The following is a 14,167-nucleotide window of genomic DNA, read 5'->3' as shown; positions in this document are numbered from 1 at the left end:
ACGCCCCGACCTGCGAACCCCCTCAGCGGGCGACAGTGCTCACCCGGAGGTCGTCGAACGTGCTCGTGAACCCGGAACCACCGAGCGAGATCAGCCCGATCCGCGGCGCGTCCCCGAGGTCGGCGGTCCACGTCCCGCCCTGGACGAAGTGCCGGCCGTCCGCGCTCGTCGACGCGGTGATCGGGTTCTGGTGCGGCGGAGCGGCGGCACCGCCACGTGGTGCGACGGACGTCGCGGTGACGGCGGACGTCGCCTGGGACAGGGCGGACGGGAGGCTCGGTGTGGCGACCGCGACCAGCGTCGCGACCGCGATCAGGACGGTGCTCGGCGCACGGCGGCGCGCCGCGGCGCGTTTCACCCGATACGGGCGATGGACAGCGGCGTCGCGGTGCGGAGAGAGTGCCCCATGGGGATCCGCACGAGGGCGCGCTCGTTCACGGCACTGGCTGCGGCCCTCGGGGTCGCTGTCGCGATGGGGATGACCGCCGCGGGGCCGTCGGCTGCTGCCGAGGAGATGCCGGTGGGCGCCGTCGCGACAGCGACACCGACACCGACACCGCTACCGACGGCGACTTCCTCGCCGTCGGCGACGCCAGCCGCTGCGCCGACGGCGACACCCTCTCCGGTGCCTTCGCCCGATCCGACGTCGACACCCACGTCGCCACCGACACCGACACCGACTCCGACGCCGCCGTCGGCCCCGGCACCGGCACGCTCATCGGCACCGGATCCACCGCGCTCGGCTGCGGTCCGGGCGGCAGCCCCGCCGACGACGCAGGCGCTGGTCCCGAACGCGAACACGGTGCCGATGGCATGGGTCGGGACCCCGGCGCAGCGGTCGGAGAGCACGCTGTCGACGCTGCAGGCAGCGCTGAACGCCGCGCCCGCAGGCGGCACGGTGTCGTTCGATCCGAACGACTACGCCTTCACCACCGCGCTCACCGTGCAGCGCCGCGTCACGCTCGCGTCCGCCGCGGACTCGACGCTGTTCGCTCGGTTCACGGTGAGCGCCGGCGGGCTGACCGCCGCGAGTACGGTCCGCTTCGGGGTGTCTGCGACGCCCGTGTTCTCCGTCACCGGGAGCGGTGTCGCCCTCGCGGACCTGCGGGTGAGCAACCCGAACGGCGTGCTCCGCCCGACCGGTGTGCAGCTCGGCGCCGGCGTGACGGGCGTGACGATCGCGGACTTCACCATGGACGGCGGCGGCCAGGCCTCGGCCTTCGGCGTCAACCTGACCACGGGGTCCGCGACCGTGACCGACCCCACCATCTCCGGCGTCGCCACCGGAGTCGGCGTGACGTCGACGTCGACCGCGTCCGGCATCGCCGTGCGCGGCGGGACGATCACGGCAGCGACCACCGGCATCGCGCTCGGAACGGCGACGGCCCCGGAGGTCGCCAGCACGACGGTCACCGGTCCCGGCGCACTCGGCACCGGCATCGACCTGCAGAACGCGAGCGCGTCCGTCGTCAGCGATGTGCGGGTCTCCTCGTTCGCACGCGGCATCGGGACGGCCAACACCAGCACCGCCGCCGGCCCGACCATCACCGACCCGACCATCAGTGCGGTGAGCCGGGAGGGCATCTCGCTCGGGAGCACCGGTCGCGCGGCGATCACGGGCGCCGACGTGACCGGGACCGCGGCCGCGGCGTCGACCGGCATCAACCTCTACCTCGCAACGGGGGTCACGATCACCCGGCCGACCATCGACTCGTTCGCGTACGGCGTGTTCACGAACGTCGGCGACACCGGGACGGGTCCGCGGATCGTCACGCCGACGATCAGGAACGTCACGACCGGCGTCACGCTCGGGTCGACGCAGGGTGCGAGGATCACCGACGCGACCATCACAGCGTCGGCTCCGGGCACCGGGATCAACACCCAGAACGCCGGCCGGGTCACCGTCAGCGATGCCGACGTCACCGGGATGCTCTACGGCGTGGGCACCACCTCGCAGATCGACGCCGACAGCGACCGGACCGGCATCACCATCGAGCGGTTGACCGTCGACGGCGCTCCGAACGCCTCCAACGCCGTCACCCTCCTCGGTGTGACGGACACCCGGATCACCGACGTCGTGGCCGAGATCGCCGGCGCCGGGGTGATCACCCACGAGTCCAGCGACGTGACGGTCAGCACCGTCGCCGTGACGGGGAAGCCGGGGCTGACGCCGACGAGTGGCGCCGCGATCCTCCGCGCCTACGGCTCCGAGCGCGTGAACGTGTCCCACGCGAGCATCGACGGCGGCTCCTACGGCGTGTTCTACTCGTCCACGGTCGGCTCCGACGTCACCGACGTCACCGTCGCGAACGTCTCCGAGTACGGCGTCTACGCCCGGAGCAGCGCCGACCTGGACATCGGCACCAGCGTCTTCCGTGACAACGGAGCCGTGGGGAACATCGTCGTCACCGTCCCCGCCGACGGCATCAGCCACGATGTTGTCATCCACGACAGCACGATGACCGACAACCGCGGTGGCGTGAACCTCTCGGCCGGGACGCGCGACGTCCGGTTCACGGACAACGTCGTGACTGGCCAGCCGGCGGTCATCACCGCCGCGCCGGCGCACGACGTCGTCATCAGCGGCAACACCGTCACGCAGACCAGCGCCGACGCGACGGCGGTCGTCGTGGTGCCGACGTACGAGGACGGTGCCGATCCCGGCTCGTACTCGTCCTCCGGGATCGAGGTCCGCGACAACCGGTTCAGCGGGTCCGGCACCTGGATCCGTGTGGGGTCGCCGGCCGGCAGCGACAGCGCCGAGCGCCGGACGCTGCAGGACCCGGTCCTCGTCGTCGGCAACACCTTCCCCGCCGACTCCGTCGCGATCCGGACGTTCCCGAACGCCGTGGTCGGCGCGGACAGTGCCGACGTCGCCGCTTTCGGCGCCGCGGCACGGACGGTGGCACCGACGGACGTGACGGGCCCCGTGGCAGTGGATGCCCGCGACCACGGCGACCCGAACGACTGGGGGTCGCCGTGCCGGGCGACGGGGTACCTCGACGACGCGCTCTCGTACGACGGCGGCGGGGCCACGGTGTACGAACTGGCGGTGGCCCCGGTGCTGTACCCGGAGAACTGCATCGACCTCGCGCTGACCCAGAGCGCGATCACCCCGACCGACGTCCCGCTGCACGCCGGGGACACCGTGTCGTGGAGGCTCACCGCCCACGACGACGGACCCGGTGCAGCACCGTCCGGGTGGACCGTGACGCAGCTGCTCCCCGACGGAGTGACGCTGGTGTCGATGACCGGCGACGGGTACCGCTTCGACGGGACGACGGCGACCGCCGAGGACCCGCTCGCCGCGGGTGAAGACGCGCCGCCCGTCACCGTCACCGTCCGTGTGACGGAGCACGCGCCGGCAGACCTCCGTGTGGTTGCCTACGTCGCTCCGGCACCGGTGCGCGACCTCGACGGCGACGGACACGATGACGAGGTCGTCGAACGCACCAGCCCGCTCGTCGTCCCCACCCTCGAGACGGACCCGGCGGCCTCCCCCACCGACAACGACGCGGGCGGCGCCTGGACCGTCGCGGGGACCACGCCGACACCCTCCGGCGGCAACGGCACGGGTGACGACGGTGGTTCCGACACCGGCAGCGGCGGAGCCGCCCCGTCCGCGAGGACGATCGACCAGGGCGGCCCGGTCGGGCTGGTCGGCTCCGCGACGGCAGACCAGTTCGGCGGGCTCGCCTGGACCGGGGTGTCGCTGGCCGTGCCGTTCGCCGCCACCGTGGTCCTGCTCGTCCTCGGGATGATCGGCCTCCTCGCACGCCGCCGAGCCCGGAGCCACCAGCGCTGAGTGCCCCGTCGTGGCAGGCTCGAGGGGTGATCGAGCCGAGCACCGTCGTGTGGACCCTCCTCGGCGTGCTCGTCCTCGTCGCCGTGGCGACCGCGGTGCTGCTCGTCACCCGCGCGCCCGCGCCGTGGGCACCAGCACTCGCCGTGCTCCGCGGCACACTCCAGCTCGCCGCGATCAGCCTCGTCCTGACGGGAGTGATCCGCGACCCGTTCTGGATCGTGGTGGCGCTCCTGGTGATGTTCGGCGTCGCGACGACCACGGCCGCTCGACGTCTCGGCACCCTGCGGACACGGTTCCTGCCCGTCGTCCTCGCGATGGCGGCCGGTATCGTCGTCGCGCTCGGTGTCGTGTTCGTCACCGGCGCCATCGCGTTCACCCCGCGCTACGTGCTCGCCGTGGGCGGGATCGTGATCGGCAACGCGATGACGACCGCGACCCTCTCCGGACGACGCTTCGTCGAGCTGGCCGACGACCGGTGGGAGGAGGTCGAGGGGTGGCTCGCGCTCGGTGCGACCCCGCGGCAGTCGACCGTCGACCTGGTCCGCCGCGCGGTGCACGCCGCGATGGTCCCGGCGACCGACCAGACCAGGACGACCGGGCTCGTCACGCTGCCGGGCGCGTTCGTCGGAGCCATCTTCGGCGGGGTCTCACCGCTCGAGGCCGGGCGCTTCCAGATCGTCGTGCTGGCGGCGATCATCGCGGCGGGCGCGATCGTCGCGACCGTCCTCACGGCGGAGCTCGCGCCGGTCCGGACCCGGCCGGTCCCGACGACCTGACACAGCGACGGCTATCGTCGGGGCATGGGGATCCTGAGGTGGGCTGGACGAACCGCACTGCTGTGCATCCAGGTGCTGGCGGGCGTGCTGGGAGCGCTCGGCGCGAACGGCACGACGAGCAACGGGCCGGCGCCGATGCAGCAGCGCCCGCCGCACGACGACTACCGGCCCTGACGTCGCCGCGGGCCGATCAGTCCCGGTGCGAGCGATCGTGCGCGATCCCACGCTCGTCTGCGTCTGACAGGGTCGTGCGCAGGACCGTACCGCCGTGGCGCTCGACGGCGTCCATGACGGCGCCTCCGGCCCCGGCGTCTCCGTAGACGACCACCGCACTCGTCCCGGGATGCACCTCGTCCTGCACACGCCGACGGAACGCGGCGTCCACCCCGGTGCGGTCGAGCCCGGCGAACAGCGCGCCGACCGCTCCACCGATGACGAGTCCGATCACGGGGACGAAGAAGACCAGACCGATCAGCGCACCGAACACCGCGCTCGTGGCTGCCTGCGCACCCCGCACCGCCCCGCGACCCGGCGTCTCGACGTGCATCCGTCCCGACTCGTCGACGTGCACGAGCGCGATGCCTCCGAGGTCGAGTTGCTCCTGGGATCGCAGGTCCTCGTACGCGGCAGACGCCCGGGCGTCGTCGTGGAACGTGATGACGAGGAGATCGGTCATGGCGGCTCCGTTCTGCGTGCCGCCCGGTTTACCGCACCCTGCCGGCGACGACACCACCCGACCAGGGTGACGCTCGACACCGGACGAACTCACCCGGCCCGGGCGATGCGGGCGGTCGGCGGGTGCCGTTCCGTGGACTGACGCAGATGACCACGACGAGCACGGGAGCCAGCATGAGCATCGGTGGCGGGATCTTCCTCATGGTCGTCGGCGCGATCATGGCGTTCGCGCTGGACTTCCAGCTCGCGCGCGTCGACATCAACCTGATCGGCTACATCCTCCTCGTCGCCGGGTTCCTGGTGCTCGTCCTCGGGATCGTCAGCCGCGTCCGACGGCGCCGGGTGGAGTCGACGTACACGGTGACGGTCGACCCGGTGACCGGCGAACGCGTGACGCGTCGGATCACGGACGAGGGCGGGCGCGAGGACTGACCGGTCCGACGCGCAGAGAGGAGCGAACGGTGACCGAGTCCGTCAGCAAGCGCGATCGGTGGCGCGGGAGCCGCGAGCTCGTCACCGTCATCATCCTGTCGGTCACCGCTGTCCTGACCGCGTGGTGCGGCTTCCAGGCGTCGAAGTGGAGCGGCGAGATGTCGATCGCCTTCAGCCAGGCGTCGAGTGCGCGTGTCCAAGCGGCGGACGCGTCCTCCGAGGCTCGGGACGCCCGCCAGTGGGACCTCACGATCTGGGTGCAGTGGGTGCTCGCCGACGCCGATGGCGACACGACCCTCCGCAACTACGTCGAGGAACGCTTCACGCCGGAACTCCGCACCGCCTTCGACGCGTGGCAGGCGGACGGACGCGCCGACACCGGGCCGTTCGCGGAGAAGTCCTACGTCCCCGAGGGAAGCGCGCACGCTGCGGCGCTCAACCACCGCGCGGACCAGCGGTTCGACGTCGCGCTGCAGATGAACCACCGCGCGGACAACTACTCCATCCTCACGGTCCTCTTCGCCCTGGTGCTGTTCCTCACCGCGATGTCGCAACGCGAGCTCAATGATCGGCTCCGCGACGTGTTGCTCCTGACGGCGATCGCGGGGACCGTCGTCGGCGCGGTGCTGCTGATCACCTTCCCCGTCGACCTCTGAGACTCCAGCGCAGCGATCGACACAGGTCAGCCGCCGCTGTACAGTCACGCCATGCTGACCGCCGCATCACGCCTCGACGTCATGAACCGGCTCGGACGAGCCCTCGCCGATCCGACGCGGTCACGCATCCTGCTCCGCCTCCTCGACGGGGCCGGCTACCCGGCACGCCTGGCGGACGAGCTCCGGCTCACCCGCACCAACGTCTCGAATCACCTGGCATGCCTGCGCGGCTGCGGCATCGTCGTCGCCACACCCGAGGGACGCAGCACCCGTTACGAGATCGCGGATCCGCACCTCACGCGCGCGCTCGAAGCGCTCGTCGACGTGGTCCTCGCGGTCGACGACGGCGCCGGGTGCACCGATGCCGGATGCGACGTCCCGCTCTGCTGCGGAGTCGGAGCGTGAGCGGTACCGTGCGCCTCGGGACGCCGGACCCGGACGCCCGGCGCCTCCTGCTGCAGCGTCGCGTGCGGTGGATCGTCGCCGCGACGATCGCGTACAACGTCGTCGAGGCGGTCGTCGCGATCGCTGCCGGCACCGTGGCGTCCTCGACCGCGCTGATCGGGTTCGGCCTCGACTCCGTCGTCGAGGTCCTCTCCGCCGCAGCCGTCGCGTGGCAGTTCGCCGGCCGTGACCCCGAGGCACGGGAGCGGACCGCACTCAAGGTCATCGCCGTCTCGTTCTTCGCCCTCGCCCTGTACGTCAGCGTCGACGCGGTCCTGACGTTGACCGGGCTCCGCGAACCCGAGCACAGCGCCGTCGGCATCGTCCTCACCGCGGTCAGCCTGGCGGTCATGCCGTTCCTCAGCATGCTGGAGCGCGGGACGGGCAAGGAGCTCGGTTCGGCCTCCGCGATCGCCGACTCCAAGCAGACGCTCGTGTGCAGCTACCTGTCCGCCGCGGTGCTCGTCGGCCTCCTGCTCAACACCCTCGTCGGCTGGACCTGGGCCGATCCGGTCGCTGCGCTCGTCGTGGTGGTCGTCGCCGTGCGGGAGGGGCTCGAAGCCTGGCGGGGGGACGCGTGCAAGCAGCCCGTCGCAGCGCTCATCGGCGAGCGGGAGGTCGACACGTGCGACTGCTGCTGAGCTGCGGCGGGAACGAGAAAACCCCCGACCGGACCGGAGTCCTGTCGGGGGTTTCGTGGTGGGCGATACTGGGATCGAACCAGTGACCTCTTCCGTGTCAGGGAAGCGCGCTACCGCTGCGCCAATCGCCCAGAGAGTCGCTGCGTTGACCGAGGTCACTGCAGGAACTTGAGGTGGGGACGGGATTCGAACCCGCGTGGACGGCTTTGCAGGCCGCTGCCTAGCCTCTCGGCCACCCCACCATCGAGGTTCACGTCTCCGTGAGTACCCGAACGGTGGGATACCCTCTGGTGAGAAGCCGGTTCCCGGGGGAACCAGCACTCGAGCGGATGACGAGATTCGAACTCGCGACCCTCACCTTGGCAAGGTGATGCGCTACCACTGCGCCACATCCGCATGTCGTGACCCGCTCTCGCGGCGACTCGTAAACTGTATCCGACTCCGAGCGGTTTCTCCAAAATCCTCCCCGTCCACCGGGCGTGTCCCCCGAGTTCATGCGGATCCGGCGGCTCGCGGGCGGCTCGCGGGCGGCTCGCGAGCGGCTCGCCGGCGGCTCGCCGGCGGCTCGCGGCACCCAGTGTGCGAGGTTCCGGACAGGGTGCGAGGCACGCGGGGCCCCACGGTGTACGGAAGCTCGCACACTGCGGAACCGCAGGCGCAGCAGCACGCCGGGCAGCACGCCGGGCAGCACGACGCGCGCGGGAGCGACACGCGGTTCGGCACCACCGCCGACATCCGCTACTATCGATCCGCACGCAAGTGCAGGGGGCGATTGGCGCAGTTGGTAGCGCGCTTCGTTCACACCGAAGAGGTCATCAGTTCGAGTCTGGTATCGCCCACGTGCCCATTCAGGGCCTGAAGAACCACCCACTGCAAGAACACCTGCAGTGCACAAAGAGCCCGGCGCAATCGCGTCGGGCTCTTTGCATCCCCCGACCCACCCGATCAGCAAGGGCAGCATGACCGACGTCGACCTCGAGTACTCCCGCGTCCGCGCGGTGCTCGACCGCCCGACGCTCCGCCTCATGTCCCGCCCCACGAGCGCGGTCGTGCTCGCCGTCTTCCGCACGGTGTTCGACCGCGACGTGCAGTACGTCCCCGCCGACCGGATGCACCTGCAGGTCGAGGAGCACGTCGCCCGGCTGCAGGCACACACGCAGCAGCAGCAGCAGCAGCACACGCAGCAGCAGCAACAGGAACAGGAACAGGACGAGCCCGACACCAGGCCGACCGGCCGCACGCTCTGCCGCGAATGGGTCGCCGCGCAGTGGCTCGTCCGCTCGAACTCCCCCGACGGCGACGAGCAGTACTCCCTCACGAGCCACGCCCTCGAAGCGCTGAGCCTCGTGGACGCCCTCTCCTCGGACCGGGCGCTCATCAGCGAGAGCCGCCTGGCGATGATCGTCGACGCCGTGCACCGCTGGGCCGCCCGCGCCGAGCCGGACCCGGACGTGCAGATCCGCCGGCTCGACGCACAGATCGCCGAGCTGCAGGCCGAGCGTGGTCGTCTCGCCAGTGGGGACGAGCCCACCGCGGTGGACGACGACCGGATGCGCGACGGCTACACGAACATCACGGACCTGATCCGCCAGCTCCCGAGCGACTTCAAGCGCGTCGAGGAAGCGGTGGCGAAGATGCACCGCGAGATCGTGGAGGACTTCCGGAACGAGGTCCGTCCGATCGGCGAGATCCTCGACGACTACCTCGCGCGGACGGACACCCTGATGGAGGCCACGCCGGAGGGCCGTGCGTTCGAGGGCGCCTTCGAGCTGCTCCGCGACGACGCCCTGCTCCTCCGCCTGCGGGACGACATCGCGACGATCCTCGACCATCCCTTCGCGGAGTCGCTCAGCACCGCCGAGCGCCGCACGTTCCGCAACACGGTCGTGATCCTCCGGCAGGGCATCGAGGACGTCCTCGCGCAGCGCCGCCTGCTCACCGGCACGCTCCGCGACCAGATCGTCGCGCACGACGTCGTCCGGGACCGCGAGCTCGACGCCGTGCTCCGCAGCGTGAACCGCCGGATGGCCGCGCTCATGGAGTCCGGCGGTGCGCGGGAGCGCATCCCGCTCGGCCTCCTCCCCCCGGTCGCCGAGGTCGGCACGCTCCGCGAACGCTTCTACGACCCCGACACCGAGGCGGTCCCGCCGCCCATCGAGGAACCCGACGACGACGTCTTCGACGAGATCGACGTCGAGTCGCTCCGGCGCCACGGTGGCCCCCTGCTCGTCGAGCTCCGCGAGGCGCTGCGCTCCGCCGGTGCCGGCACGAGCGTCGGCGCCTTCCACGCGCTGCCGCCGGAGCAGCGTCGCCCGGTCGAGCTGTTCGGCCTCGCGCACCTGCTCACCGGCCACACCGACTTCGAGACCGCCGTCACCGCCGTCCCGCACCACACGGTGCGCCCGGACGGCACGGCGGTCACCTTCACCATGCCCACGGCGGATCTCACCGAGGACCGTCCGGCAGACGACGACAGCACCACCCTGGAGGCCCGGTGACCGACACGACGGCATCCCACGTCGACGACACGGACGCGTTCGACGGCATCGATCCCTTCGACGAGTCCGCCTCCGTCCCGCAGGAGGACGAGCGCGACGAGTCGAGCTTCGCCCTCTTCGAGGGCGACGAGGGTCGCCTCGACGAACCGCAGCGCCGCGCGCTCGTCGCGCTGCTCCGGCACTCCTACGTCAGCGCGCGGACGCACGCCGACGAGTGGCGCGCGGTCCTCGATGCGGAGGGGCAACTGCGGTCCCGGCTGAACGACCTGTTCCTGGAACTGCACGTCGACCGCGACCGCGAGGTTGCGTGGAAGCGCCAGGCCCGCTCCGAGAGCCAGCGCCGCGGCTTCCCGACGCTGCTCCGCGACGTGCCGTACACGCGGGAGGAGACGATCGTCCTGGTCTACCTCCGGATGCGGCTCCGCGCCGACACCCGGCCGGGCCCCGACCAGGTCGTCGTCGACCGGTCGGAGATCCTCGGGCACGTGGCTGGCTTCCGACCGGCCACCGCGACCGACCGCACCCGCGACGAGGGCCGGGTCGCGAAGGCGATCGAGCGCCTGATCACCGCGCGGGTCCTGCTGAAGACGAGCGACCCGGACCGCTTCCGGGTGGCGAGCGTCGTCGAGGTCCTGCTCCCCCTGGAGCGGCTGCTGGAACTGGACACGTGGTTGGCGAGTACTGCGTCGTCGAACGCGACCACCGCACCGGTGGACGCGCCTGAGGGAGCCGAGCCGAGCCTCCAGGCCGATGACGACGACGAGGAGGAGTCCGCGTGACCGACTTCCGGATCGACACCGCCGGCATGCCGGCGCTCTTCGACACCGTTGCGCAGTGGCGCGCCCAGTCCGTGCAGGTCGTGAACTGGGGCGGCTTCCACGGCCACCGCCAGATCGAGCTGTCCGGTGCGGCGACGCTGATCTCCGGCGCGTCCGGCACGGGCAAGTCCACGCTGATGGACGCGTACCTCGCGGTGATGATGCCGTCCGACGTGCCGTTCAACGGCGCGTCGAACGACGCCACCACCGGGCGTGCGCGGAGCGCCGACCAGCGCAACCTGCTGACGTACCTGCGGGGCAAGATCGACACGCGGCGCGACCCGGAGTCCGGCGCCCTGCGGGACGTGAACCTGCGCGGCGACGACACCGCGACGTGGGGCGCCGTGGCGGTGACGTTCCTCAACGACGACGAGCGACGCTTCACCGTGCTCCGCGCGTACATCGTGCCGAAGCGGGCGCGCGGCGTCGGCGACATCCAGATGACCATGGCGACGGTCGACGACGACTTCGACCTGCGGCGGCTCGAGGACTTCGTGCCGTCCCGGTTCAGCCACCTCGAGCTGACCGGACGCGTCCCGGGGCTCGTGATCCGCGACACGTACCAGGAGCTCGCGTACACGCTGCAGACGCGGCTCGGGATCGGCGACTCCGGTGGCGGGAACCGGGCGATGCGCCTGCTCGCGCGGATCCAGGCCGGGCAGCACATGCCGACGGTCGACTCGCTGTACAAGTCGCTCGTGCTCGAGACGCCCGGCACCTACGAGGCCGCCGACCGTGCGCTCGCGCACTTCTCCGCGCTCGACGAGGCGTACGAGGCGATGGACACCGAGGAGCGGAAGGTCCGGATCCTCGCCCCCATCACCGAGCTGCACCTGGAGATCGAGCGGTCCCGCTCGGCCGCCGCGGCGCTCGACGGGATCGCCACCGGGTCCGAGGTGTCGCCCTTCGCGCACTGGACCGCGACCCGGAAGCGCGAGCTCCTGGACGACGAGGTCGCCCGGAACAGCCGCTCCCGGACCGCGGGGCGCGCCGAGGTGGAGGCGGCCTCCGCCCGGCACGCCGCCGTCGAGATCGAGCTGCGTGAGGCCGAGGCCCGGCTCCGGGACTCCGGCGGCAACGCGCTGGCGCAGCTCGAGGACCGGATCGACCGGCGGACGCGGGAGCGTGACGTGGTCGCCCGGGCGCGTGCGACGTTCGACACGCGGACCGCTCCGCTCGACGTGACGGTCTCCTCGGAGTCCTCGTTCGTCGCGGCGCAGCGCGCCTCGCACGAGTTCCTCGGGACGTTCGACGCGGCTCGCTCCTCGCTGGACGCTCGACGGGACGCACTGACCCGCGAGGAGTACCCGCTGCTCGACCGCGAGCGGTCCCTCCGCCAGGAGCGGCAGTCGCTCGAACACCGGCAGGGCGCGATGCCGCTGCCGATGCACGAGGCCCGCGTCGCGATGGCCCAGGCCGCCGGACTCGACCCCGCCGACCTGCCGTTCGTCGCGGAGCTCCTCGACGTGCTGCCCGGCGAGGAGCGCTGGCGCACGGCGATCGAGTCCGTGCTCGCGCCCGTCGCCCGCACGCTCCTGGTCGACCAGGACCAGCTCGACTCCTTCAGCGCGGCCATCGACGCCCTGCGCATCCCGGTCCGCGTGCAGTTCGAGGGCGTGCCGTCGGGCCCGCACCTCGACGTCGACGGCGACCGGGCGATGGTGTCCGGCAAGCTCGCGATCAAGGACTCCCCGTTCAGCACGTGGGTCCGCTCCCGCATCGAGTCGGACCGGATCGACGCCCGCTGTGTGTCCTCCGCATCGGAGCTCGGTGGCGGGGGCCGACGGGTCACCGAGTCCGGACAGCTCCGCGACGGCCGACGCGGTGCCCACGGGGACCGTCGGCAGGCCAACGTCATCGGGTTCACGAACGAGGCCCGCGTCGTCGCCGTCGAGACCGAACTCGCCGCGATCGCGCAGGACCTCGCGACGCTCGAGGCCCGGCGCACCGACGTCGCGCAGGACATCGCCGCGCTCGACGAGCTCCGTGCGGCGCACCAGCACCTGGTCGACACCACCTGGGAGGGCATCGACGTCGCGGGGGTCGAGGCGTCGCTCGACCGGCTCTCCACCGAGCGGGAGGCCCTGCTCGCCGCCGACGACGGGCTCCGGACGCTCCGGGCGTCGGTCGCGCGGCTCCGCACCTCCCTCGACGAGGCCGCGGATCGTCGCTCGGCCGCGCGCCTCACCGTGCAGCGGCTCGAGGAACGGCACGCCGTGCTCGTCGACGGGCAGGACGCCGCCGCGGAGATCCTGGCGCGCTTCGACGACTCCCCCGCGTCGCTCCCCGACGACCAGCAGGCACAGCTCCTGGCCGAGACCTTCGACGAGGTCGGCGCGCCCGACGGCGTCGACGGCTTCGACGACGCCACCCGCCGGCTCCGGCGGCGGCTCGAAGAACGCCTGTCGCAGGCGCTCGACGGTGCCGCGTCGGCCTCGAACGCGTTGACGATGACCTTCCAGCGGTACCAGGACGCCTGGCCCGACCCGAACCTCGGCACCGGCGTCGCCTCGTACCCGGACTACCGCGCGATCCTCGACCAGATCGTCGCGACCGGGCTGCACGCGCGCCGCAGCGAGTGGCGTCGACGCCTGTCGCAGTGGAGCGGCGAGGACCTCGTCCCGCTCGCCGGCGCCTTCGACCGCGCCGTCGTCGAGATCGAGGAGCGCCTCGAGCCGGTCAACGAGATCCTCCGGGACCTGCCGTTCGGGGCGAACCGGGACCGCCTGAAGATCGTGATCCGCCGGGTCACCCGCGAGGACGTCACGCAGTTCCGTCGGGAACTCCGCGCCCTGTCGGCCTCGGTCGACACCGAGCTGACCGACGACGTGCTGGAGACCCGGTTCCGCCGGCTCCGGCGGTTCATGGCGGTCATCCGGCAGGACCCGTCCGCACCCCGTGGCGCGCGGGCCTCGCAGCGCGACGCCGTGCTCGACGTCCGGCGGCACATGGAGATCACCGCGGTCCGCTACGACACCGCGGGCAACGACCTCGGCGTGTACTCGTCCCTCGGCGACAAGTCCGGCGGCGAGACGCAGGAGCTCGTCGCGTTCATCGTGGGGGCGGCGCTGCGCTACCAGCTCGGCGACGAGACCCGGCCGCGGCCCCGCTTCGCGCCGGTGTTCCTCGACGAGGCGTTCATCAAGGCGGACTCGGAGTTCGCCGGGCGTGCCGTGACGGCGTGGCTCCGGCTCGGGTTCCAGCTCGTGGTGAGTGCACCGCTCGACAAGGTCACCGCGCTCGAGCCCTCGATGGAGCGCCTGCTGTCGATGCGGAAGCACCCCGACACGGGCCACTCGTCCGTGACGGAGATCGTCCGCGCGTCCGCCTGACGGGCGGGTGGGCACCAGCCGGCCACTGGTGAGATCGCACTTCCTGTCGCCTTCGCTGGGCGACACCGACACGAAGTGCGATCTCACCGA

At 72.0% G+C, this 14,167-nt stretch carries 13 protein-coding genes and 4 tRNA genes; 11 read left to right on the top strand and 6 right to left on the bottom strand.

From position 1 onward, the window contains the following. Nucleotides 1–22: 22 nt before the first annotated feature. Together EDF27_RS16270 and EDF27_RS16265 are read right to left on the bottom strand one after the other, a co-directional pair. Entirely contained in the window at nt 23–358 is a 336-nt protein-coding gene (locus EDF27_RS16270; protein ID WP_123653371.1) for a hypothetical protein, read from the bottom strand. Beyond that, the gene (locus EDF27_RS16265) at nt 355–849 is read right to left on the bottom strand and encodes a hypothetical protein (protein ID WP_132049992.1); all 495 of its coding nucleotides are present in this window, start codon (nt 847–849) and stop codon (nt 355–357) included. Before EDF27_RS16265 ends, EDF27_RS16270 begins: the two co-directional genes overlap by 4 nt. Between EDF27_RS16265 and EDF27_RS16260 the strand changes: the two genes are divergently transcribed. The 3 genes from EDF27_RS16260 to EDF27_RS19825 are packed head-to-tail and all read left to right on the top strand — an operon-like array spanning nt 809 to nt 4,755. Further along, nucleotides 809–3,805, top strand: a complete 2,997-nt coding sequence (locus EDF27_RS16260) for a right-handed parallel beta-helix repeat-containing protein (protein ID WP_132049990.1) — start codon at nt 809–811, stop codon at nt 3,803–3,805. The genes EDF27_RS16265 and EDF27_RS16260 overlap by 41 nt on opposite strands. Before the next feature lie 26 nt (nt 3,806–3,831). Further along, a complete protein-coding gene (locus EDF27_RS16255; protein WP_123653368.1) occupies nt 3,832–4,581 on the top strand; it encodes an ABC transporter permease in 750 nt (249 codons plus the stop codon). A 24-nt stretch (nt 4,582–4,605) separates the two neighbouring features. After that, nucleotides 4,606–4,755: a hypothetical protein gene (locus EDF27_RS19825; RefSeq protein ID WP_165931540.1), complete on the top strand. Its 150-nt coding sequence runs from the start codon at nt 4,606–4,608 to the stop codon at nt 4,753–4,755. Nucleotides 4,756–4,771: 16 nt separating this feature from the next. Here EDF27_RS19825 and EDF27_RS16250 read toward each other — a convergent pair whose 3' ends face one another. Further along, complete coding sequence (locus tag EDF27_RS16250) at nt 4,772–5,257, bottom strand: DUF1269 domain-containing protein (RefSeq protein WP_132049988.1); 486 nt, start codon at nt 5,255–5,257, stop codon at nt 4,772–4,774. Between the two features lie 146 nt (nt 5,258–5,403). Here EDF27_RS16250 and EDF27_RS16245 point away from each other — a divergent pair, with 146 nt between their 5' ends. From EDF27_RS16245 to EDF27_RS16230, 4 genes are read left to right on the top strand one after another with little or no spacing between them, the layout of a single operon-like run. Beyond that, nucleotides 5,404–5,688 (top strand): DUF6458 family protein, encoded by a 285-nt coding sequence (locus tag EDF27_RS16245; RefSeq protein WP_243698394.1) that lies wholly within the window; start codon nt 5,404–5,406, stop codon nt 5,686–5,688. Nucleotides 5,689–5,717: 29 nt separating this feature from the next. Further along, nucleotides 5,718–6,344 carry a hypothetical protein gene (locus EDF27_RS16240; protein ID WP_132049986.1) on the top strand — a complete coding sequence of 209 codons (627 nt, stop codon included), beginning with the start codon at nt 5,718–5,720 and terminating at the stop codon, nt 6,342–6,344. 51 nt (nt 6,345–6,395) lie between these two features. Next, nucleotides 6,396–6,749, top strand: coding sequence for a metalloregulator ArsR/SmtB family transcription factor (locus EDF27_RS16235; protein ID WP_132049984.1), 354 nt, complete (start codon nt 6,396–6,398; stop codon nt 6,747–6,749). Then, complete coding sequence (locus EDF27_RS16230) at nt 6,746–7,429, top strand: cation transporter (RefSeq protein WP_243698393.1); 684 nt, start codon at nt 6,746–6,748, stop codon at nt 7,427–7,429. The genes EDF27_RS16235 and EDF27_RS16230 overlap by 4 nt, the downstream gene beginning before the upstream one ends. Before the next feature lie 56 nt (nt 7,430–7,485). Here the strand turns inward: EDF27_RS16230 and EDF27_RS16225 are convergent. The 3 genes from EDF27_RS16225 to EDF27_RS16215 all read right to left on the bottom strand — a co-directional run bounded on the left by EDF27_RS16225 (nt 7,486) and on the right by EDF27_RS16215 (nt 7,825). Further along, nucleotides 7,486–7,560: transfer RNA gene (locus EDF27_RS16225), tRNA-Val, on the bottom strand. A 40-nt stretch (nt 7,561–7,600) separates the two neighbouring features. Then, a tRNA-Cys gene (locus EDF27_RS16220) sits at nt 7,601–7,671 on the bottom strand. An 82-nt stretch (nt 7,672–7,753) separates the two neighbouring features. Further along, nucleotides 7,754–7,825: transfer RNA gene (locus EDF27_RS16215), tRNA-Gly, on the bottom strand. 370 nt (nt 7,826–8,195) lie between these two features. On the opposite strand from EDF27_RS16215, the gene EDF27_RS16210 reads away from it, so the two are divergent. The 4 genes from EDF27_RS16210 (at nt 8,196) to EDF27_RS19820 (ending at nt 14,077) form a co-directional block, all read left to right on the top strand. Then, nucleotides 8,196–8,268 (top strand) — tRNA-Val (locus EDF27_RS16210). Between the two features lie 120 nt (nt 8,269–8,388). Continuing rightward, nucleotides 8,389–9,927, top strand: coding sequence for a DUF3375 family protein (locus EDF27_RS16205; RefSeq protein WP_123703702.1), 1,539 nt, complete (start codon nt 8,389–8,391; stop codon nt 9,925–9,927). After that, entirely contained in the window at nt 9,924–10,706 is a 783-nt protein-coding gene (locus EDF27_RS16200) for a DUF4194 domain-containing protein (protein WP_123703704.1), read from the top strand. The genes EDF27_RS16205 and EDF27_RS16200 overlap by 4 nt, the downstream gene beginning before the upstream one ends. Further along, nucleotides 10,703–14,077 (top strand): SbcC/MukB-like Walker B domain-containing protein, encoded by a 3,375-nt coding sequence (locus EDF27_RS19820; protein WP_165931539.1) that lies wholly within the window; start codon nt 10,703–10,705, stop codon nt 14,075–14,077. Before EDF27_RS16200 ends, EDF27_RS19820 begins: the two co-directional genes overlap by 4 nt. The last annotated feature ends 90 nt before the right edge of the window (nt 14,078–14,167 follow it).

The sequence above is a fragment of the Curtobacterium sp. PhB136 genome, assembly GCF_004346855.1.
Taxonomy (GTDB): domain Bacteria; phylum Actinomycetota; class Actinomycetes; order Actinomycetales; family Microbacteriaceae; genus Curtobacterium.
The sequence above is the reverse complement of the archived record's forward strand: the minus strand, read 5'-3'. Positions and strand labels throughout refer to the sequence as shown.